This is a genomic window from Cupriavidus sp. BIS7 (assembly GCF_000292345.1).
GTDB lineage: Bacteria > Pseudomonadota > Gammaproteobacteria > Burkholderiales > Burkholderiaceae > Cupriavidus.
On sequence record NZ_ALOU01000058.1, the window covers coordinates 98,672 to 117,405 of the forward strand.

19 protein-coding genes are annotated in these 18,734 nt (G+C 65.1%); 6 read left to right on the forward strand and 13 right to left on the reverse strand.

Translation table 11 applies throughout. The annotated features are described in order from the left end of the window. Window positions 1-16 precede the first annotated feature (16 nt). From B552_RS0119650 to phnN, 3 genes are read left to right on the forward strand one after another with little or no spacing between them, the layout of a single operon-like run. Window positions 17-1,249 (forward strand): alpha-D-ribose 1-methylphosphonate 5-triphosphate diphosphatase, encoded by a 1,233-nt coding sequence (locus tag B552_RS0119650; protein ID WP_019450764.1) that lies wholly within the window; start codon window positions 17-19, stop codon window positions 1,247-1,249. Further along, entirely contained in the window at window positions 1,246-1,980 is a 735-nt protein-coding gene (locus B552_RS0119655) for a DUF1045 domain-containing protein (protein ID WP_019450765.1), read from the forward strand. The genes B552_RS0119650 and B552_RS0119655 overlap by 4 nt, the downstream gene beginning before the upstream one ends. Beyond that, window positions 1,977-2,564, forward strand: coding sequence for a phosphonate metabolism protein/1,5-bisphosphokinase (PRPP-forming) PhnN (gene phnN, locus B552_RS0119660; RefSeq protein WP_019450766.1), 588 nt, complete (start codon window positions 1,977-1,979; stop codon window positions 2,562-2,564). The genes B552_RS0119655 and phnN overlap by 4 nt, the downstream gene beginning before the upstream one ends. Before the next feature lie 165 nt (window positions 2,565-2,729). On the opposite strand, the gene B552_RS0119665 is transcribed toward phnN, so the two are convergent. The 5 genes from B552_RS0119665 to phnC all read right to left on the reverse strand — a co-directional run bounded on the left by B552_RS0119665 (window position 2,730) and on the right by phnC (window position 6,591). After that, window positions 2,730-3,197 carry a GNAT family N-acetyltransferase gene (locus B552_RS0119665; protein ID WP_019450767.1) on the reverse strand — a complete coding sequence of 156 codons (468 nt, stop codon included), beginning with the start codon at window positions 3,195-3,197 and terminating at the stop codon, window positions 2,730-2,732. Continuing rightward, entirely contained in the window at window positions 3,194-3,727 is a 534-nt protein-coding gene (locus B552_RS0119670) for a phosphonate degradation HD-domain oxygenase (protein ID WP_026035840.1), read from the reverse strand. Before B552_RS0119670 ends, B552_RS0119665 begins: the two co-directional genes overlap by 4 nt. Before the next feature lie 2 nt (window positions 3,728-3,729). Then, window positions 3,730-4,542 carry a phosphonate ABC transporter, permease protein PhnE gene (gene phnE, locus B552_RS0119675; protein ID WP_026035841.1) on the reverse strand — a complete coding sequence of 271 codons (813 nt, stop codon included), beginning with the start codon at window positions 4,540-4,542 and terminating at the stop codon, window positions 3,730-3,732. 112 nt (window positions 4,543-4,654) lie between these two features. Beyond that, window positions 4,655-5,635: a phosphonate ABC transporter substrate-binding protein gene (gene phnD / locus B552_RS0119680; RefSeq protein ID WP_019450770.1), complete on the reverse strand. Its 981-nt coding sequence runs from the start codon at window positions 5,633-5,635 to the stop codon at window positions 4,655-4,657. A 101-nt stretch (window positions 5,636-5,736) separates the two neighbouring features. Continuing rightward, the gene (gene phnC / locus B552_RS0119685) at window positions 5,737-6,591 is read right to left on the reverse strand and encodes a phosphonate ABC transporter ATP-binding protein (protein WP_019450771.1); all 855 of its coding nucleotides are present in this window, start codon (window positions 6,589-6,591) and stop codon (window positions 5,737-5,739) included. A 279-nt stretch (window positions 6,592-6,870) separates the two neighbouring features. Between phnC and B552_RS0119690 the strand changes: the two genes are divergently transcribed. From B552_RS0119690 to B552_RS27755, 3 genes are all read left to right on the forward strand, one after another. Then, complete coding sequence (locus tag B552_RS0119690; RefSeq protein ID WP_019450772.1) at window positions 6,871-8,205, forward strand: MFS transporter; 1,335 nt, start codon at window positions 6,871-6,873, stop codon at window positions 8,203-8,205. Further along, a complete protein-coding gene (locus B552_RS0119695) occupies window positions 8,202-9,461 on the forward strand; it encodes a multidrug effflux MFS transporter (protein WP_026035842.1) in 1,260 nt (419 codons plus the stop codon). Before B552_RS0119690 ends, B552_RS0119695 begins: the two co-directional genes overlap by 4 nt. 79 nt (window positions 9,462-9,540) lie before the next feature. Next, the gene (locus B552_RS27755; RefSeq protein WP_019450774.1) at window positions 9,541-11,049 is read left to right on the forward strand and encodes a methyl-accepting chemotaxis protein; all 1,509 of its coding nucleotides are present in this window, start codon (window positions 9,541-9,543) and stop codon (window positions 11,047-11,049) included. Window positions 11,050-11,133: 84 nt separating this feature from the next. Here the strand turns inward: B552_RS27755 and rng are convergent, their stop codons facing one another. From rng to B552_RS0119740, 8 genes are all read right to left on the reverse strand, one after another. Beyond that, window positions 11,134-12,591, reverse strand: coding sequence for a ribonuclease G (gene rng / locus B552_RS0119705; protein ID WP_019450775.1), 1,458 nt, complete (start codon window positions 12,589-12,591; stop codon window positions 11,134-11,136). 162 nt (window positions 12,592-12,753) lie between these two features. Continuing rightward, window positions 12,754-13,356: a Maf family protein gene (locus tag B552_RS0119710; protein ID WP_026035843.1), complete on the reverse strand. Its 603-nt coding sequence runs from the start codon at window positions 13,354-13,356 to the stop codon at window positions 12,754-12,756. 102 nt (window positions 13,357-13,458) lie between these two features. Next, window positions 13,459-13,938 (reverse strand): 23S rRNA (pseudouridine(1915)-N(3))-methyltransferase RlmH, encoded by a 480-nt coding sequence (gene rlmH, locus B552_RS0119715; RefSeq protein WP_019450777.1) that lies wholly within the window; start codon window positions 13,936-13,938, stop codon window positions 13,459-13,461. A gap of 39 nt (window positions 13,939-13,977) precedes the next feature. After that, window positions 13,978-14,757 carry a ribosome silencing factor gene (gene rsfS, locus B552_RS0119720; protein ID WP_026035844.1) on the reverse strand — a complete coding sequence of 260 codons (780 nt, stop codon included), beginning with the start codon at window positions 14,755-14,757 and terminating at the stop codon, window positions 13,978-13,980. A gap of 44 nt (window positions 14,758-14,801) precedes the next feature. Beyond that, window positions 14,802-15,509: a nicotinate-nucleotide adenylyltransferase gene (locus tag B552_RS0119725; RefSeq protein WP_019450779.1), complete on the reverse strand. Its 708-nt coding sequence runs from the start codon at window positions 15,507-15,509 to the stop codon at window positions 14,802-14,804. Between the two features lie 5 nt (window positions 15,510-15,514). Beyond that, window positions 15,515-16,426, reverse strand: coding sequence for an oxygen-dependent coproporphyrinogen oxidase (gene hemF / locus B552_RS0119730; RefSeq protein WP_019450780.1), 912 nt, complete (start codon window positions 16,424-16,426; stop codon window positions 15,515-15,517). 126 nt (window positions 16,427-16,552) lie between these two features. After that, window positions 16,553-17,821, reverse strand: coding sequence for a phosphoribosylamine--glycine ligase (gene purD / locus B552_RS0119735; protein WP_026035845.1), 1,269 nt, complete (start codon window positions 17,819-17,821; stop codon window positions 16,553-16,555). Window positions 17,822-17,905: 84 nt separating this feature from the next. Then, window positions 17,906-18,631, reverse strand: coding sequence for a YebC/PmpR family DNA-binding transcriptional regulator (locus tag B552_RS0119740; protein ID WP_019450782.1), 726 nt, complete (start codon window positions 18,629-18,631; stop codon window positions 17,906-17,908). Window positions 18,632-18,734: the final 103 nt, after the last annotated feature.

Here is an 18,734-nt window from a genome sequence, read left to right on the forward strand (position 1 = left end):
CGCTAACGTACTGCGCATGCAACCGATCTCTCAAACCACATCGACCCCGCTCAGCGGGATTACTGGCCGCCGCATACTGGGCGCCGATGGCATTGGCCGGGCGACACTGGGCTTTCAAGGCGGCAACGTATCGCGGCAGCCTGCATCGAGCGGGCCCTGCATTGATGCGGGCGATCTGCTGGTGCTGCCCGGTATCGTAGATATCCACGGTGACGCTTTCGAGCGTTCGGTGATGCCGCGCCCCGGCGTGAGCTTCCCGTACGGGGCCGCGCTGCTTGACGTCGATCGCCAACTGCTGGCGCATGGCATCACGACCGAGTTCCACGGCGTGACATTGTCGTGGGAGGGCGGCCTGCGCGGCGAGGCTTACGCGCTGCGCATGTTCGAAGCTCTGGCCCAGTTGCGGCCGGTGCTTGGTGCTTCGCACAAGGTGCATCTGCGCTTCGAGGCCTATCACCTGGCGGGCGTGGAACTGGCCTTGTCCTGGATGGGCGATGGCCGCGTGGGCCTGCTTGCGATCAACGATCACCTGCCAACCATGGCGCGCCGCATGGGCGACGAGCGCAAGCTCGTGCAGTACGCCGAGCGCGCAGAGTGCGATACCGAAACGTTCCGCAACCGGCTCCGTGTGGCAAGCCGCAATGCGCAGGAAGTGCCCGCCGCGATGTCACGGCTGATTGCCGCCGCGCGGGCCGCAAACCTGCCCGTCGCGTCGCATGACGACCCGGACGTGGCAACGCGCCAGCACTATCACCGCCAGGGCTGCACGATTGCGGAATTCCCGCTGACGGTGGAGGCCGCTACGCTGGCCCGCCAGATCGGCGATGACACCGTGTTCGGCGCCCCCAACGTGCTGCGTGGCATGAGCCATACCGGCGCACCCAATGCCACGGAGATGGTGGCGGCGGGGCTGTGCACCGTGCTGGCATCCGACTACTACTACCCCGCGCCGCTGCAGGCCGCGTTCAAGCTCGTGCAGCTTGGCGTGTGCGCGCTGCCCGATGCGTGGCATCTGGTATCGCGCAACCCGGCACGTGCCGCGGGCCTGCGCGATCGCGGCGTGCTGGCTCCGGGCATGCGTGCCGACGCGATTCTCGTCGACGACAGCCAGCCGGGCTTGCCGCGCGTCTGCGCCACCATCGTCAATGGCGAGTTGCGTCACGCCACGGTTGCGCTGCCGATGACCGACCTGGCCGATCTCACCGATCTCACCGATCTTGCCGACGATCGCGGCAGCCTGGCGGCATGACGATGCAGGCGCACCGTTACGCGATCTATCTCGCGCCGGCCGAACCGTTCCGCACGTTTGGCGCGCAATGGCTCGGCCGCGACGCCGACACCGGCGCAGCCGTGCCGCTGCCTGCGGGCATGGCGGACCGTCCGGCCGAATGGGTCGAGGCCCCGGCGCATTACGCGCTGCACGCGACGCTGAAGCCGCCATTCCGCCTGGCCGACGGCACCGACGCGCAGATGCTCGATGCCGCAGCCCGCGCATTTGCGCATGGCCGCAAAGCGTTCGACGCACCACTGACGCTGCGCGCATTGCGCGGCTTCCTCGCGTGGTGTCTTGACGATCAGAATGGGCAAGGCGGCCAGCGGATGCATGAGCTGGCTGACGACTGCATCCGTGCGTTCGATCGTTTCCGTGCGCCCGCTACTGTCGAGGAAATGAACCGCCGTCGGCCCCATCGGCTCACGGTTGTTCAACGCGCGATGCTCGACGCCTGGGGCTACCCGTACGCGTTCGACACGTTCACGTTCCATATCACGCTGACCGGCATGCTGGACGCTGCCAGCGAGGCCGCAGCGTTCGCGCAATTGTCGGCCGGTTGCGCAAAGCTGCTGGAGTCGCCGCTGCATGTCGATGGCATCAGCGTGTTCGTGCAGCCCGAGCCCGGCGCGGACTTTATCGTCGCGCGGCATTTCGGATTCGACGGCACCACCATCGACGGGGCTGGCGCGCCGTATCTCCAGGCATGAGCACGCGCTCCGTCCCGCGTACAGCCGCCGATGGCAGCGGCCTGTTCTACGTGATGGGTCCGTCAGGCAGCGGAAAGGATTCGCTGCTGCGCGCGCTGCGTGAACGACTGCGCCACGACGATCGAATCGTCGTGGCGCACCGCTATATCACGCGAGCGGCCGATGAGAACGAGACGTCAGTCGCGCTGTCGGCCGAGGAATTTCACCGGCGCGTAGATCTCGGTTGCCTGGCGCTGCACTGGAACAGCCATGGGCTGCACTACGGCATCGGTGTGGAGATCGAACAGTGGCTCGTACAGGGCCTCACGGTCATCGTCAATGGCTCGCGCGAGTATCTGCCGCAGGCGGTGGCGCGCTATCCACGGCTGTGCGCCGTGCATGTGCGCGTGAAACCAGAGGTGCTGGCCGCGCGCTTGCGGATGCGCGGGCGCGAGTCTGAAGAGGCCATCTCCGGGAGGCTTGCACGCGCGACGCAGGCGTTCGACGTGCCGCCCGGATGCCGGATGGTCGAGATCGACAACAGCGGTGAACTGGCTGAGTCGGCAGCGGTGTTTGCGCAACTGGTGGGTGCGCCAGCGGATTGAAACGCTTGCCCTCTCCCCCGGCCCCTCTCCCGCAGGGCGGGAGAGGGGAGCAAACCAACAGCCGTTGATATGCTCGCGGTGTTCTCCCCTCTCCCGCGAGCGGGAGAGGGGCGGGGGAGAGGGCCAGCGCTTGAATCGCGAACGCCCTACGCCAGCACTCAATTCTCAAAGCGCCGTACTAAAACTGATCCCGTGCTCGGTGAACCCGAGTTGCCGATAGAACTGATGCGCCTGCAGACGCCGCGCATTCGATGACAGGGCAAGCTTCGCCGCGCCAGCCTCGCGGGCCAGGCGCATCGCTTCCTGCATCATCCGCTTGCCAATGCCACGGCCCCGCGCGGGCGGCGCCACGACCACTGCCTCAAGCAGCGCTTCCGGGCGCCCGTCGTGCACCATGACCGGAAAGACCAGCAGACTGAACGTGCCAAGCGGCACGTCGTCGGCATCAGTCACCAGATAGCAGCGGTAGTCGGGATAGCGGCGCATGGCCGCAAAGCGCTCGCGCATCGTTGCCAGTGGCAGCGGCGCTTCGTCGTCCATCGTCGCCAGCAGCGCGGAAAGCTGCAGCAGTTCCGCGTCGGTGCCTTGCACTTCGCGCAGCATCAGATGTATCCCGTGGTCGATCTCGCTCATGCCGTGCGGACGCAGCGTGCGGCCATCTCGAGATAGTGGGAAAGCGGAGGCGTCTGCAGATCCACCACCTTGGCCAGGTCGTCATAGCGGCGCAGGCGCACCGCTGCCGTGGCATGCGGCTGGGCTGCGAACGCGGCGGCCTGCCCGGCGTCGTGCGGGCCACCTTGTAGCGACAGGCTATGCACCGATGCCGGAGACAGCGTTTCAAAGTACGCCGGGTCCACGGCGCACAGGTAGCGCTTGGCCGCTACATGAAGGCGTATCGGTTCCGTCACGTCTTCGCCGAACAGGTCGCGCAGCGCATCGGCGCCGGTTTCCTGATGGCGCATGTCGGTGGTCAGGCTCTCCGCCAGCATCAGGTGGCCGATATCGTGCAACAACGCCGCGACGATCAGCGCCTCTGGGTCGCCAGCCTGCTCGGCAAGCTGCGCGCACTGCAATGCGTGGGCCGTCTGGCTGATGGCCTCGCCGCCGTAGTACGCGGTGCCGTGGTTTTCAAACAGCGATGCAATGCGCGGAAGTGTCAGCATGGTCATACGAGCACCTTGCGAATCTGGGCGGAAACGATGTCGAGGGCGGTCACGAATGCAATGATGATAATCATCACCGCGCAAGTCTGCGCATACTGGAAGCTGCGGATGATCTCCCACAGCACGGTGCCGATGCCGCCGGCGCCGACGATGCCGACCACCGATGCCGAGCGCACGTTCGATTCGAAACGATACAGCGCGAACGACAGCCACAGCGGCAGCACCTGCGGGATCACGCCGTAGACGATCTCCTCGATCGGGCCGGCGCCCGTGGCGCGCACGCCTTCGACGGGGCGCGGGTCGATCGCCTCGACCGCTTCGGCAAACAGCTTGGCAAGCACGCCCATGGTGTGGATCCAGAGCGCCAGCACGCCGGCGAACGGACCAAGACCAACGGCGACGATGAACAGCATCGCGAAGACCATTTCGTTGATGGCGCGGCAGGCGTCCATCAGGCGGCGCGCAGGTTGATAGACCCACGCGGGAACGATGTTGGCCGAGCACAGCAGGCCAAATGGCACGGCCATGACCACGGCCAGTGCGGTGCCCCACAGCGCGATCTGCACGGTGACGAGCATCTCGTCGAGATAGGTGTGCCAGTCGCGGAAGTTGGGCGGGAAGAAATCAGCGGCGAACTGGGCCATGTTGCCGGAATCGCGCAGCAGGTCCAGCGGGCGCATGTCGGCGCCTTGCCAGGACATGGCCAGCGTGGCCAGTACGGTTGCCCAGATCAGCATCACGGAGAGGGAATTGCGCGGCGGCCGGACGGAACTCTGTGGCGTGGGGGGCAGGCCGGGCTTGGCAGTGGCAGTCATGGGCAGTCGGGAAAGGGAAATCTGAAGCGGGGAATCTGAAGCTGGAATGCTGAAGCAGGAACTGCAGGTCCGATGGCGCACCGCGTGGCACACCATCGGCTTCAGGCGAGGCTTACTGCGCGCTGGTGGCGTGGTCGAGTTCGGCCAGGCGGCGCGACACATCGGCCAGCTTCTTTTCCTTGTCGGCGGCGGCCAGCGTGGTATCGGATTCGATCTTGGCCTTTTCCTTGGCCAGTTCGATCTGGCGGATCGGCACCAGCTGGGCATCGCTCGATGCGCGGAAGCCCTGGTACGTCAGCGTGGCCAGCGCCTGCTTTTCGCGTGCGGCGTCGGCACCCTTGCCGTAGTTGACGAAGAAGGCCTGGATCTTCTTCTTCAGCTCGGGCGGCAGGTCCTTGCGATAGACGAGCGGATCGGCCGGGATCAGCGGCGACTTCCACAGCACGCGCACATCGTCATAGGCGTTCTTGCCCGTGTTGATGCGATAGCGCTCGAAGTTCTCGGTGTTGTTCACTGCCACGTCCACCTGCTTGTTCAGCACGGACAGCAGGTTGGTCTCGTGGTTGCTGATGCGCACGGCCTTGAACAGCGTCTTCGGCTCGACCTTGTTGGCGCCCCACAGGTAGTAGCCCGGTACGGCGGTGCCCGAGGTGGAGTTGGGATCGCCGGCGCCGTAGGTCAGGTCGCGGCCGCGCTTGATGACGTCCTCGACAGACTTCAGGTCGCTATCCTTGCGCACGATCAGCAGCGACCAGTAGCCCGGGTTGCCGTCCTTGTCGATCACCGAGGCGAACACTTCGCCATTGGCGCGGTCCACGGCTTCCATGGCCGACTTGTTGCCGTACCACGCGATCTGCACCTTGTTGAAGCGCATGCCTTCGATGATGCCGGCGTAGTCCGAAGCAAAGAACGGCTTGACCTGCACGCCAAGCGCTTTGCTGAGGTCGTCGATCACGGGTTGCCAGGCGGACTTCAGGTTCGACGACGTCTCCGTCGAGATGATGCCCATGTTCAGGACTTTGGCGTCCTGGGCGAAGGCGGGCAGTGCGACGACACCCGAAGCGACCACGGCAAGAAAGGTTCTGCGAAGCATCGAAAACTCCGTTTGGAAAGGCTGAGGGGAAAAGCGGTTGGGGAAGGCGACTGGTGTGCGGCGGTCGGGGCAGAGCTTCAGGCGGCGTTTCAGGCGGCGTTTCAGGCAGCCACGAGTTCCATCCTGACCATGGCCGGTGCGGGCACGCCTTCCGCTGGCTGCGGCGTGTCGGGCACGCTGTCGTGCAGCAGTTCGTCGGCTTCGGTGCCGTACAGGTCGCGCAGCATTTGCGGCGTCAGCGCGGCGGAGGGGCCGTCGTAGACCACCTTGCCGTGGCGCAGTGCCACCACCCGCGGGCAGTAGCGCATCGCCACATCCACCTGGTGCAGCGACACCACCACGGCCACCTTGCGTGTGCGATTGATCTGCGAGAGCAACGACATCACGCGCCGCGACGATTCGGGATCGAGCGAGGCGATCGGCTCGTCGGCCAGGATCACCTGCGCGTTCTGCACCAGCGTGCGGGCGATGGCGGCGCGTTGCTGCTGGCCGCCCGACAACGTCGAAGCGCGTTGAAACGCATAGTCGTCTATACCAACCTGCGCAAGCGCATCGAGCCCGGTCTGCACTTCGGCGGCCTTGAAGATGCGGAACAGGCTGCGCCATTTCGGTACGCGCGTCAGCATGCCAACCAGCACATTGGTGATCACCGGCAGGCGGCCCACCAGGTTGAACTGCTGGAATACGAATCCGATCTCTGCGCGCACGCGGCGCACGTCGCGGGCCAGACGCCCATTGCGCTGCACGGTGCGGCCGTTGACGAGGATCTCGCCGGAACCGGCATCGCCCGTGACAAAGCCGGCCACATGGCGCAGCAGCGTCGACTTGCCCGAGCCGGACGCGCCCAGCAGCGCAACCATCTCGCCGGGGGCGATTTGCAGCGTGACATCGTCAAGCGCCTTGCGGTCCGCACGGAAGGACTTGCTCAGCCCGCGGACTTCAATTGCATGCGTCATGTCGACTCCTTGCTTGAATGACCTGCGCATTCTGGAGGGGGGCGATGACAGAACGATGACGCGCGCCGGCTGATTTTCAGGGTTGCCAGGGCCGGATAGCACATTCCCTTAGTGTCCCGGCTTGTCAAGCCGATGTCACATTAAGTCAAATTGTCATCGTGCGAACCTCCATACTGTTTGCGCACCGCTGAACGCAGCAAAAAAACAGCGGGCATTCAACAAGCCACGGCAGTTGTGACAGGGCCCGTTAGCCGGCTCGCACAGGAGGAGACACTACTTATGCATCACATTTCCGCTGACCCGCAGCAGGAAGACAACAAGGACTACGCCGTCAGCAAGCGGCGAGCCTGGTTTGCGTTTGCAATGACATTCGCGCTGATGTTGTTCGACTACATCGACCGCCAGGTCATCGTCTCGCTGTTTCCTCATCTCAAGGCGGCCTGGAGCCTTTCTGACAAGCAGCTAGGCGCACTGGTATCCATCATCTCGGTGGTGGTGGCGCTTGGTGGCATTCCGGTTGCACTGCTGGCCGACCGCGTCAGCCGCGTCAAGAGCGTGTTTGTGATGGCGGTGGTCTGGAGTATGGCCACGATCTCCTGCATGTTCACGCGCAACTACTCGCAGTTGTTCCTCGCGCGGGCCGTGGTGGGGGCGGGCGAATCGGGCTATGGCTCCGTTGGTGCGGCACTGATCGCGAGCCTGTTTCCGGCGCGGCTGCGCTCGATGCTCCTCGGTGCGTTCTTCGCGGCAGGCTCGATCGGCGCAGTGGTCGGTGTCGTGCTGGGCGGCGTGATCACGGCGCGCTGGGGATGGCAGGCGGCGTTCGGTGTTGTCGGTGTGCCGGGTCTGTTGCTGGCCATTCTCTATTTGCTGGTGCCCGACTACAAGACGGCGGAGCTTGGTGACCGCACCAGCCGTGGGCAGGCAAAGGGTCTGTTCACGCACATGATCGCGGCCCTGACGAGTTCGTCCACGCTCTGGTGGACCTGCCTCGGCGCCGCGTTGCAACTTGTGGTGGTGTCCACCATCTGGGCCTGGCTGCCAAGCTACTTCAATCGCGTGCACGGCATCCCCGTGGACCAGGCCGCCATGCAAGCGGCGTTGATCGTGCTTTGCGGCGCAGTGGGTTCGTTCTTCTGGGGTATCGTCGCGGACGTTGCCGCAGCAAAGCAGCCGCGCAACAAGCTCAAGGCGGTGGCGTTCCTGTGCGTGGTGACCATGCCGATCCTGATGGCCGCATTTGGCGCGGCCGATTCCATGAACCAGCAGTTCCTGATGATCGCGCTCGGCGGGTTCCTGATGACCTGCTCGGTCGGCCCGGCCTCCGGCGTGGTGCTCGACGTGGTTCACCCGGGCCTTCGGTCCACCGGCGCCGCAGTGCTGTCGCTGTTCCAGAACATGTTTGGCCTTGCCATCGGACCGTTCGTCGGTGGTGCGCTGTCCGACGCCCTGGGACTGCAGTCCGCGCTGACGATCATGCCGGCGTTCGGCTTGCTTGCCGCGCTGTGCTTCCTGCGTGCATCGCGCACCTATGAGCGCGATGTGCAGCAAGTGGCGGACGTCCAGGACACCGTCACCACACAGGCTGCGCCCGCGGCATCGATGACGGCATGACACGTTGTGCGGACGTAGCGGGGCCGGATACGGCGCAAGGCGTGCAGGCCGGCCTCCGCTTGCCCAGCATCGGTGCCATGGCGGCCCTGGCCGCCGGGTTGTCGATGCTGGGGCAGTTCGCGATTGCGACTTACCTGCCGGCGTTTGCCGCGATAGCGGACGCCCTGCATGCGAGCACCGCGCAGGTGCAGCAATCGCTCACGGCCTATCTGCTGCCGTTTGCATTGCTGCTGCCCTGGCATGGGGCGATCTCGGATGCAATCGGCCGCCGCCGCATGATTCTGGCCGGCTGCGTGTTCTTCGTGGCCGGATCGCTGGTTTGCGCGGCGGCCACTGGCATCGACATGCTCTACGCCGGTCGGGCCTTGCAGGGTGTCGGCGCGGGAATCGGCGTCATCGTCGCACGCGCGATGGTGCGCGATGCATTCGACGGCATGCAGGCCCAGAAGGTCATGGCGCTGATCGCGATGATCTTTGCGCTGGCGCCGGCCCTGGCGCCCATCTGCGGCGGCTGGCTGCTTGTGTGGATCGGCTGGCGCAGCATCTTCGTGTTCCTTGCGCTGATATCGGGTGGCTTGCTGGTTTCCTGCTGGCTATGGGTGCCGGAGACGTTGCCGCCGGCACGCAGGCATCCGATGCATCCAGCCTTGCTGGCGCGTGGCTACATGGGAATGCTGTCGAGCCGGCGCTTCATGGCACTTGCACTGGCCAATGCCGGCGTCAACCTGGCCATCTACATCTACGTCTTCGCCGCGCCCCGCTTTGTCTATCAGCATCTGGGACTGGGCGCCCAATCGTTTGGCTGGCTGTTCATTCCGATCGTGACGGGGATTATCGCGGGCGCGCTGGTGGCGCATCGCATTGCCGGCCGTACGAGCCCGGAGGCCAGTGTGATACTGGGGCACGCCGTAATGCTGGTGGCCGGTGCCGTCAACGTTGCCGTGACCGTCATGCACGCCCCGGCTATGCCGTGGGCGCTGGTTGCATTGCCGGTCTTTGCGGCCGGGATGATGATGACGCAGCCCAGCCTGCAGTTGCTGGCGCTCGATTGCTTTCCGGAGCGGCGGGGCCTGGCGTCCAGCGGCTACGTCACGGTGCAGCAGGTTGGCAACCTGCTGTCTTCCGCGCTGCTGGTGCCATTGCTGCTGGATTCCACGGTGAAGATGGCGCTCGGCATGGCCGGCCTCCAGCTTGCCGCGTTTGCGGCTTTTCACGTCGCACGGCGCCGTGGCGCGGAAGGTGCTGCGTCTGAATGATGCCGTCGCGAATCTGGCGCGCAATCGGATCATCGAATTGATTTTTGGATGGGACTTTACTCAAGGGATTGGGAACAGAATGTCCAGCACGTCCTTCAATGTCGCACCCGTCGTCGCATCGTCAGGTCCTGGGAAGACCGCCCAGCGCCGCCCATCTTCTCCGCCCGGTGTAGCCGGCAAGGAGAGCCTGGTCACCCAGGTGCACAAGCGCGTCGATCGCGTTTGCATGGTGGTCAACTGGATACTGTTTGCCGCATCGCTTGGCATCGGCTGGCACTTTGGCACGTTAATGACGGCCGTCGAGGCGGGTCTGCCGCTTGCCTTGTGCTCGACTGCGCTGGCACTGGCAAGGCCTGGTCAATTGGCGACACGGTTCGTGTCGGCGGTGACGTTCATGGGCTTCGCCGCGCTGATGGTTCACCTTGCACATGGGCAGGACCTGTTCCATTTCATGGTGTTCGTGCTGCTGTCACTACTGCTGGCCTATCGCGATGCGCGCGTGGTGCTGCTGGCAGCCGCGTTCGTCACCGTGCAGCAGCTTGCCATGAACCAGCTCCAGGCCAGCGGCCTGGGGTTTAGCGTGTACACGCATACGGGGCTCGACGTGGTGGCGCAGCATTGCGCGTTCGTCTGGATCCAGACGGCGTTCCTGGCGATGATCGCCAGGCGTCTGGAGGCCGATGCACTGCTGGCGGGAGAACTCGCGGCCATGGCTGAGCGCATCGGACAGGAGTCCGGCCATATCACCTTGTGCAAGGATGGGAGCCAGCCGAGCACGGCGCTGGCGCGTTCGTTCCGTTCCACGCTCGACGTGGTGCGCGAAACCCTGCTGCAGGTCCGCGAAAGCGTTGACGCGGTGGCTGCGGCGGCCGGCGGGATCAGCCAACGTAACGCCGTATTGTCGGCGCGCACGGATCATCAGCGGCAGGCGCTGGACAGCATCGTGGCGGCCATGGAGCAACTCAAGCAGAGCGTCCATGACAATGCGGACCATGCTGCTTCGGCGCGTGACCTTGCAGGCTCGGCCAGCGATGTGGCAAGAAACGGTGGCGAGGCGATCAAGGCCGTCATCCAGACCATGGGTGAGATAAATCGTGCCTGCGAGCGCATCACGGACATCATCGGCGTGATCGACGGCATTGCATTCCAGACCAATATCCTGGCCCTGAATGCCTCGGTAGAGGCCGCGCGGGCTGGAGAGCACGGGCGCGGCTTTTCCGTGGTGGCGTCAGAGGTGCGCGCGCTGGCGCAGCGCAGCGCGGATGCCGCCAAGGAGATTCGCAGCCTGATCAGCGATTCCGTGGACCGCTCGCGTGCCGGCAGCAGTCTGGTGGAGAGCACCGGCGGGACCATATCGGAAGTGTTGGCCAGCGTCGACCGATTGACATCGATCGTGCATGAAATGGCCCAGGCCACCAGCGCGCAACGCGTTGGCATCGACCAGGTGGGCGCGAATATTGGCGGCATAGGCGACGCCATTCGCGAAAACGCGGCCCATGTGGCCGACACCGCCGAGCAGGTCAGGCATCAGCAGCATCAAACCAGCAAGCTGAACCGCGTGGTGCAAAGCTTCAGGCTGGACGATTGAGGACTCGCCCGCCGGAAGCGCGGGCAGTCCGGACGCGGGCGGCTGGATGCTCCACTCGGAAGCATGCCGCCTGCGCCTTGGGTGTCACATCAGGATGATGTCGTACTGTTCCTGATGGAACGTCGATTCCACCTGCAGCGAGATCGGCTTGCCGATGAAATCGCCCAGCATCGCCAGATGCTGGCTTTCCTCTTCCAGGAACAGGTCGATCACTTCCTGCGATGCCAGGATGCGGAACTCGCGCGGGTTGAACTGGCGCGACTCGCGCATGATTTCGCGCAGGATGTCGTAGCAGATCGTACGCGGCGTCTTGACCTGGCCCTTGCCCGAGCAGACCGGACATTGTTCGCACAGCACATGCGCGAGCGATTCGCGCGTGCGCTTGCGCGTCATCTCGACCAGGCCAAGCTGCGAGAACCCGTTGACCGTGATGCGCGTGCGGTCACGTGACAGCGCGCGCTTGAGCTCGGAGAGCACCGCGTCGCGATGCTCGACGTTCTCCATGTCGATGAAGTCGATGATGATGATGCCGCCCAGGTTGCGCAGGCGGAGCTGGCGCGCGATGGTGTGCGCGGCTTCGAGGTTGGTCTTGAAGATCGTATCGTCGAAGTTGCGCGCCCCGACGTAGCCGCCCGTGTTGACGTCGATCGTCGTCATCGCCTCGGTCTGGTCGATCATCAGGTAGCCGCCGGACTTCAGGTCCACCCGGCGCGACAGCGCCTTTTCGATCTCCACGTCGATATTGAACAGATCGAAGATCGGCCGCTCGCCGGTGTAGTGCGAAAGGCGCGACAGCACGGCCGGCGTGTACTCCTGCGCGAACTCCACGAGCTTCTGGTAGTTCTCGCGCGAATCGACCTGGATCACGCCAGTGGCGTCGTTGATGAAATCGCGCAGCACGCGCTGGGCCAGGTTCAGGTCCTGATAGAGCAGGCTTGGCGCGGGCAGGGTGGTGGCGTTCGATCGGATCGATGCCCAGATCTTGCGCAGGTAGGCGATGTCGTTGCCGAGTTCTTCGTCGCTGGCTTCCTCGGCGATCGTGCGCACGATGAACCCGCCGCGTTCTTCGGTCGGGACCAGGCCCTGCACGCGCGAACGGAGCGCCTCGCGATCGACTTCGCCTTCAATACGCTGCGAGATGCCGATATGCGGGTCCTGCGGCAGGTAGACGAGCGTGCGACCCGCGATGCTGATCTGCGTGGACAGCCGTGCGCCCTTGGTGCCGATCGGGTCCTTGATGACCTGTACCATCAGCGCCTGGCCTTCGAACAGTGTCTTCTCGATGGCCAGGTGGCCGTTCTTGTCGCCGTCGCGCGGATGCCAGATATCGGCCACATGCAGGAACGCTGCGCGCTCCAGCCCGACGTCGATGAATGCCGACTGCATGCCCGGCAGCACGCGCACGACCTTGCCCAGATAGATGTTGCCGACCAGCCCGCGCGTTAGCGTGCGCTCGACATGCAGTTCCTGCACGGCAGCCTGCTGCACGATGGCGACACGTGTTTCCTGCGGCGTAATGTTGACGAGGATGTCTTCGGTCATATCGATGGATACGCGTTGGTTCGCGTCGCCGGTGCGCCGGCGCTTGTTGTTGTGGCCCGGTTTGTGACCGGACTCTGACCCCTTCACACCTTGTCCGGAAGCTGGAGGCTTTGAGGCTTGAGACTTGAGACTTGAGACTTGAGGCTTTAAGGCGGGGGTGACTCAGAAGCGCAGACCGGCCTCGCGCAGCAGTGCCGCCGTCTCGAACAAGGGCAGGCCCATGATACCCGAATAGCTACCGTCAATCCTTTCGACGAATTCCGCCGCGCGGCCCTGGATGCCATACGCCCCGGCTTTGCCGAGCGGTTCTCCGCTGGCCACGTAGCGATCGATCTCGGCTGTCTGCATCGCACGGAAAGTGACGTGGGAGATCGAAAGTGCGTGGCGCAGTCCAGCCGGTGATGCGACAGTTACGGCGGTCAATACACGATGTGTGGTGCCGGACAGCGCAGCCAGCATCGCGGAGGCGTCACTGGCGTCGGTCGGTTTGCCGAGGATGTCGCCGCCACGGCAGACCGTGGTATCGGAAGTCAGGATCGGCGCTTCAGGCAGGCCACGGCGCTTGCGGCGCTGGACCGCTGCCTCGGCCTTCAGCGCACACACGCGCTGGACGTAGGCATCCGGCGTTTCGCCCGGAAGGACGGCCTCCAACGCCTCGGCATCCTCGCCGGCATCGGCCAGCAGCAGTTCGTAGGTCACGCCGAGCTGCGTCAGCAATTCACGGCGGCGCGGGCTTTGGGAGGCGAGATAGAGAAGGGAGGTCACGGACTATGTCGTAGCAGGAATCGAGTTTGCGCCGATTGTACTCGCGCCGTCTTGCTCCCCTCTCCCGCAGGGCGGGAGAGGGGAGTCGACCACCAGGAAACATCAAGCCCGATGGTAAGGATGATTCTGCGTGACCGACCAGGCGCGATACAGTTGTTCGGCCAGCAGCACGCGCACCATGCCGTGGGGCAGGGTCAGGCTGGAGAGGCGCACCAGCGTCTGCGCGCGTGCCTTGAGCGCCGGGTCGAGCCCGTCGGCGCCGCCGATCAGGAAGGCGACGTCGCCACCTTCACGCTGCCAGCCAGTCAGTTGCTCGGCAAGCTGGACCGTGGTCCAGTCCTTGCCGCGTTCGTCCAGCGCCACGATGCGGCATTGTTTCGATAGCGAACCGAGCACCGCCTCGATGCGCGCGGCTTCGCGCTGCATCACGGTGGCGGCGTTATTGCTCGACGAACGGGTCTCCGGTTTGACCTCGCGAAGTTCGATGCGCAACTCGGGCGGCATCCGCTTCGCATATTCCGCAAAGCCGGTTTCGATCCAGCCGGGCATCTTGTGGCCAACAGCCACGATCACGAGTTGCATGGATATGCCCGGTGGTCAGGACTGCAAGACTTCGACGAATCAGGCCGAGCGCGTGGCACGCTTGCGCGGCGCAGCGGTCTTGGCGGCAGTCTTCGTAGCAGTCTTCGCGGCAGTCTTCGTAGCAGGCCGGGCAGTGGTCTTTGTGGAAGCAGTCTTGGCGGCAACCTTGCGCGCCGGAGCCTTGCCAGCCGCCGTGGCGGTCTTGCGGGCCGGGGCCTTGCCTGCCGTGCCGGCGGTCTTGCGTGCCGGAGCCTTGGCGGCGGTGCCGCTGCTGGTCTTGCGCGCGGGCGGCTTGCGGATCGTGGCGATTGCGTCCGGGTCGGTGTCCTCGTGGCCCATCGGCGGCGACGGTTCCTTCATGCCTTCCGGCAGGCGGGCCAGCGCCGGGCGCAGGTTCGATGCGCGGCGAGCGCGCGGGGCCGGCGCTTCGTCTTCTTCGTCCATCGGCTCGCTGGCCTTGGCCAGGCCCTTGCCGGTTGCCAGCTTTACGCGGACCGGCTTGTCGCCCCAGATCTCTTCCAGGTTGTAGTACAGGCGCAGTTGCGGCTGCAGGATGTGCACCACGGCGTCGCCGCAGTCCACCAGCACCCACTCGCCCGTTTCCAGGCCTTCCACGGCGATGATGTGGCCGCCGGCATCCTTGACCGTGTCCCGTACCGATGCCGCCAGCGCCTTGGTCTGGCGGTTCGAATTGCCGCTGGCGATCACCACCCGGTCGAACAGTTCGGTCAGGTGAGTGGTGTCGAACACCTTGATGTCCTGCGCCTTCACATCCTCGAGCCCGTCGACGATCGCGCGCTGCAGTTTACGAATATCCATGGTGTCTTTCTTGTTCAGCTTCATTCGGGGTAGGGCGCGCCTGCTCAGGGATTCTGGTATAGCCCGTGACGCGCGATGTAGTGTGCCACGCCGGCCGGCAACTGGTCATCCGCCTGATCATCGGAGATCGGGCCATCAGCCAGGCGCTGGCGCAGGCCGGTGGACGACAGGTCGACGGCAAGCGTCTGGTCGATCCACATATGGCCGGAGGGCGAGCATTGTATCAGGTGCGTGTCCGCCAGCCGCTGGTGCATGGCGTCAAGCACCGGGCCATCCAGCGCTTCGAGGTCGAAGCCGGGACGCGTGGCGATGCACAGGTGCACGTGATCGAACAATGCTTCCCAGCCGTGCCACGTGTGCAGGCGCAGCAATTGGTCGGCGCCCATCAGCCACGCCATCGAGGTGTCTGGGCCGTATTCGTCGCGTAGCTGGCGCACCGTATCGATCGTATAGCTCGGGCCTTCGCGATCCACTTCCATGCGGCTCACTCGGATCCTGGCGCGGCCCGGATCGAGTGTGGCGGCCGCCAGTTCCGTCATGGCCAGCCGGTCAGCGGCGGAGGTGACGTGGTCACCCTTTTGCCACGATTGGCCGGTGGGAATCCAGACGAGTTCGTCCAGGTCGAGGTGGTCGATGCAAAGCTGGGCAAGTGCAACGTGACCGCGGTGCGGCGGATCGAAGGTGCCGCCGAGGATACCCAGGCGGTAGGGGCGGTTCTTGCCGGTAGCCGGGGCAGGGGTTGTTTCGGTCATCAACGTCAGGCCCAGTCTCGCGCCGGCAGGAAGTCCGTGTACAGCGCGGCTTCGGGGCTGCCGGGCTCGGGCTGCCAGTCGTAGCGCCATGTGACCTGTGGCGGCATCGACATCAGGATCGATTCCGCGCGTCCGCCCGACTGCAGGCCGAACAGCGTGCCGCGGTCGAACACAAGGTTGAACTCCACGTAGCGTCCACGGCGATACGCCTGGAAGTCACGCTCGCGCTCGCCAAAAGGCGTGTCCTTGCGCGCGTTGAGGATCGGCAGGTAGGCATCGAGGAAGGCGTCGCCGACCGAGCGCATCATCTCGAAGCTGCGGTCGAAGCCAAGCGCCGAGAAGTCGTCGAAGAAGATGCCGCCGATGCCGCGCGCCTCGCCGCGATGGCGCAGGTAGAAATACTCGTCGCACCATTGCTTGAAGCGCGGGTAGAGATCGTCGCCGAAGCCGGCAAGCGACTCCTTGCAGGTGCGATGGAAGTGGGTGCAGTCGTCAGCGTTGCCGTAATAGGGCGTCAGGTCCATGCCGCCGCCGAACCACCACACCGGGTCTGCATCGGGCTTCACGGCGATGAAGCAGCGCACGTTCATGTGCACGGTGGGCACGTACGGGTTGCGCGGGTGGAATACCAGCGAAACGCCCATCGCCTCGAAGCTGCGGCCGGCCAGTTCGGGCCGGTTGGCGCTGGCCGACGGCGGCAGCGTATCGCCGCGCACGTGCGAGAAACCAACACCGGCCCGCTCCATCACGGCGCCGCCTTCCAGGATGCGCGTGCGGCCATTGCCGCGCAGGCGCTCGGTGGGCGGCTTCTCCCAGTTGTCGGTCAGGAACGCCTGGCCATCTACGGCGGCGATGGCGTCAGTGATGCGGTCTTGCAGGCCGAGCAGATAGTCACGGACTGCCTGGGAATCGATCATGATGGGTGGGTCTGGATGGGCCGGTAGCAGAACGGCCGGGCGGTGCCGGCCGTCATCGCGGTGTCATGATTGTAGCGGCTGGATCCGCCCTGCGGGGATGCGGGGCGAATCCGGCGCCGGACCGGTTCAGCGCTTGATTGCGCGGTAGCCAATGTCGGTGCGGAACTGCATGCCGTCGAAGCGGATCTGCTCCACGGCGGCGTAGGCGTTCTTCTGCGCGGCCTTGACCGTGTCCGCCAGACCAACCACGCAAAGCACCCGGCCGCCGGACGTCAGCAGCGTGCCGTCCTTGAGCGTGGTGCCGGCGTGGAACGTCACGGCGTCGGCGGTTTCCGCCGGAATGCCGGTGATCGCGTCACCCTTGCGCGGATTCTCCGGATAGTCGTAGGCGGCCATGACCACGCCCAGCGCCGTGCGGCGGTCCCAGTCCAGTTCGACCTGGTCCAGCTTGCCGTCCACGGCGGCTTCCATCACGTCGACCAGGTCGGTCTTCAGGCGCGCCATGATCGGCTGCGTTTCCGGATCGCCCATGCGGCAGTTGAATTCCAGCGTCTTCGGGTTGCCTTCCTTGTCGATCATCAGGCCGGCGTAGAGGAAGCCCGTGAACGGGATGCCATCCTTTTCCATGCCGCGCACGGTCGGCAGGATGATCTCGCGCAGCGCGCGGGCATGCAGCGCGGGCGTGACCACCGGGGCGGGCGAGTAGGCGCCCATGCCGCCGGTGTTCGGGCCGGCATCGGCGTCCAGCAGGCGCTTGTGGTCCTGGCTCGTGGCCAGTGCCAGCACGTTCTTGCCGTCGACCATCACGATGAAGCTGGCTTCCTCGCCTTCCAGGAATTCCTCGATCACCACGCGCGCACCGGCATCGCCGAGCTTGTTGTCGGCCAGCATCATGTCGACGGCGGCGTGCGCTTCTTCCAGCGTCATCGCCACGACCACGCCCTTGCCCGCGGCCAGGCCGTCAGCCTTGATCACGATCGGCGCGCCTTGCGCATCGATATACGCGTGGGCGCCGGCGGCATCGGAGAACGTCTGGTAGTACGCCGTCGGAATGCCGTGGCGGTGCATGAAGGCCTTGGCGAAATCCTTCGACGATTCGAGCTGGGCGGCGGCCTTGGTCGGGCCAAAAATGCGCAGGCCGCGCGCGCGGAATACGTCGACGATGCCGGCTGCCAGCGGCGCCTCGGGGCCGACCACGGTGAAGGCCACGCCCTCGCGCTCGACGAAGGCGGCCAGCACTTCCGGATCGGTCAGCGGCACGTTCTGCAGGCGCTTGTCCAGCGCCGTGCCGCCGTTGCCCGGCGCCACGTAGACGACCTGCACCTTGGGCGACTGGGCCATTTTCCAGGCCAGTGCGTGCTCACGCCCACCGGAACCGACAACCAAAACTTTCATGATCCACTGCCAGAAAAGAAACGCATGCGAAAAGCGGCAGCTGGCTGATGCCGGGCTGCCGCCGTTGGGGCGCGGCGCGAGGGTTTATTCCTCGATCACCGCGTTGGTGAAGACTTCCTGTACGTCGTCCAGGTTTTCCAGCGCGTCCAGCAGCTTCTGCATCTTGACGGCGTCGTCGCCGGCAAAGCTCACTTCGTTCTGCGGCTTCATCACCACGTCGGCCACTTCGGCCTTGAAGCCCGCGGCTTCCAGCGCAGCCTTGACCGCACCGAAATCGTTGGGCGGGCAGGTCACTTCAATCGACTCATCGTCGTTGGTGACCACGTCGTCCGCGCCGGCTTCCAGTGCGGCGTCCATGAGCTTGTCCTCGGGCGTGCCGGGGGCAAACAGGAACTGGCCGCAATGCGTGAACATGAATGCCACCGAACCTTCGGTGCCCATGTTGCCGCCGTGCTTCGAGAACGCGTGGCGAACTTCGGCAACGGTGCGGGTGCGGTTATCGGTCAGGCAGTCGACGATGATCGCCGCGCCTGCCAGGCCGTAGCCCTCATAGCGGATTTCTTCGTAGTTTGCGCCTTCCAGGCCACCCACGCCGCGCTGGATCGCGCGCTGGATGTTGTCCTTCGGCATGTTCGCGTCCATGGCCTTTTCCATGGCCAGGCGCAGGCGCGGGTTCGAGTCGATATCGCCGCCGCCAAGCTTGGCGGCTACGGTGATTTCCTTGATCAGGCGAGTCCAGATCTTGCCGCGCTTGGCGTCAGCGGCGGCTTTCTTGTGTTTGATGTTGGCCCATTTGGAATGACCGGCCATGTTTCTCTCCGATGCGGAAAACGTGTCGTGGGCGCAGAGGCGCCGTTGGCGCAGCGCGGGCGTGGTTCAGTTTCCTTGACGGTTGCTGACGATCCGGCGGCCG

Excerpts from the sequence above, each read along its gene's own strand:
- B552_RS0119650 (WP_019450764.1), top strand. The coding sequence starts at position 17 with ATGCAACCGATCTCTCAAACCACATCGACCCCGCTCAGCGGGATTACT.
- B552_RS0119655 (WP_019450765.1), top strand. The coding sequence starts at position 1,246 with ATGACGATGCAGGCGCACCGTTACGCGATCTATCTCGCGCCGGCCGAA.
- phnN (WP_019450766.1), top strand. The coding sequence starts at position 1,977 with ATGAGCACGCGCTCCGTCCCGCGTACAGCCGCCGATGGCAGCGGCCTG.
- B552_RS0119665 (WP_019450767.1), bottom strand. The coding sequence starts at position 3,197 with ATGAGCGAGATCGACCACGGGATACATCTGATGCTGCGCGAAGTGCAA.
- B552_RS0119670 (WP_026035840.1), bottom strand. The coding sequence starts at position 3,727 with ATGCTGACACTTCCGCGCATTGCATCGCTGTTTGAAAACCACGGCACC.
- phnE (WP_026035841.1), bottom strand. The coding sequence starts at position 4,542 with ATGACTGCCACTGCCAAGCCCGGCCTGCCCCCCACGCCACAGAGTTCC.
- phnD (WP_019450770.1), bottom strand. The coding sequence starts at position 5,635 with ATGCTTCGCAGAACCTTTCTTGCCGTGGTCGCTTCGGGTGTCGTCGCA.
- phnC (WP_019450771.1), bottom strand. The coding sequence starts at position 6,591 with ATGACGCATGCAATTGAAGTCCGCGGGCTGAGCAAGTCCTTCCGTGCG.
- B552_RS0119690 (WP_019450772.1), top strand. The coding sequence starts at position 6,871 with ATGCATCACATTTCCGCTGACCCGCAGCAGGAAGACAACAAGGACTAC.
- B552_RS0119695 (WP_026035842.1), top strand. The coding sequence starts at position 8,202 with ATGACACGTTGTGCGGACGTAGCGGGGCCGGATACGGCGCAAGGCGTG.
- B552_RS27755 (WP_019450774.1), top strand. The coding sequence starts at position 9,541 with ATGTCCAGCACGTCCTTCAATGTCGCACCCGTCGTCGCATCGTCAGGT.
- rng (WP_019450775.1), bottom strand. The coding sequence starts at position 12,591 with ATGACCGAAGACATCCTCGTCAACATTACGCCGCAGGAAACACGTGTC.
- rlmH (WP_019450777.1), bottom strand. The coding sequence starts at position 13,938 with ATGCAACTCGTGATCGTGGCTGTTGGCCACAAGATGCCCGGCTGGATC.
- rsfS (WP_026035844.1), bottom strand. The coding sequence starts at position 14,757 with ATGGATATTCGTAAACTGCAGCGCGCGATCGTCGACGGGCTCGAGGAT.
- B552_RS0119725 (WP_019450779.1), bottom strand. The coding sequence starts at position 15,509 with ATGACCGAAACAACCCCTGCCCCGGCTACCGGCAAGAACCGCCCCTAC.
- hemF (WP_019450780.1), bottom strand. The coding sequence starts at position 16,426 with ATGATCGATTCCCAGGCAGTCCGTGACTATCTGCTCGGCCTGCAAGAC.
- purD (WP_026035845.1), bottom strand. The coding sequence starts at position 17,821 with ATGAAAGTTTTGGTTGTCGGTTCCGGTGGGCGTGAGCACGCACTGGCC.
- B552_RS0119740 (WP_019450782.1), bottom strand. The coding sequence starts at position 18,631 with ATGGCCGGTCATTCCAAATGGGCCAACATCAAACACAAGAAAGCCGCC.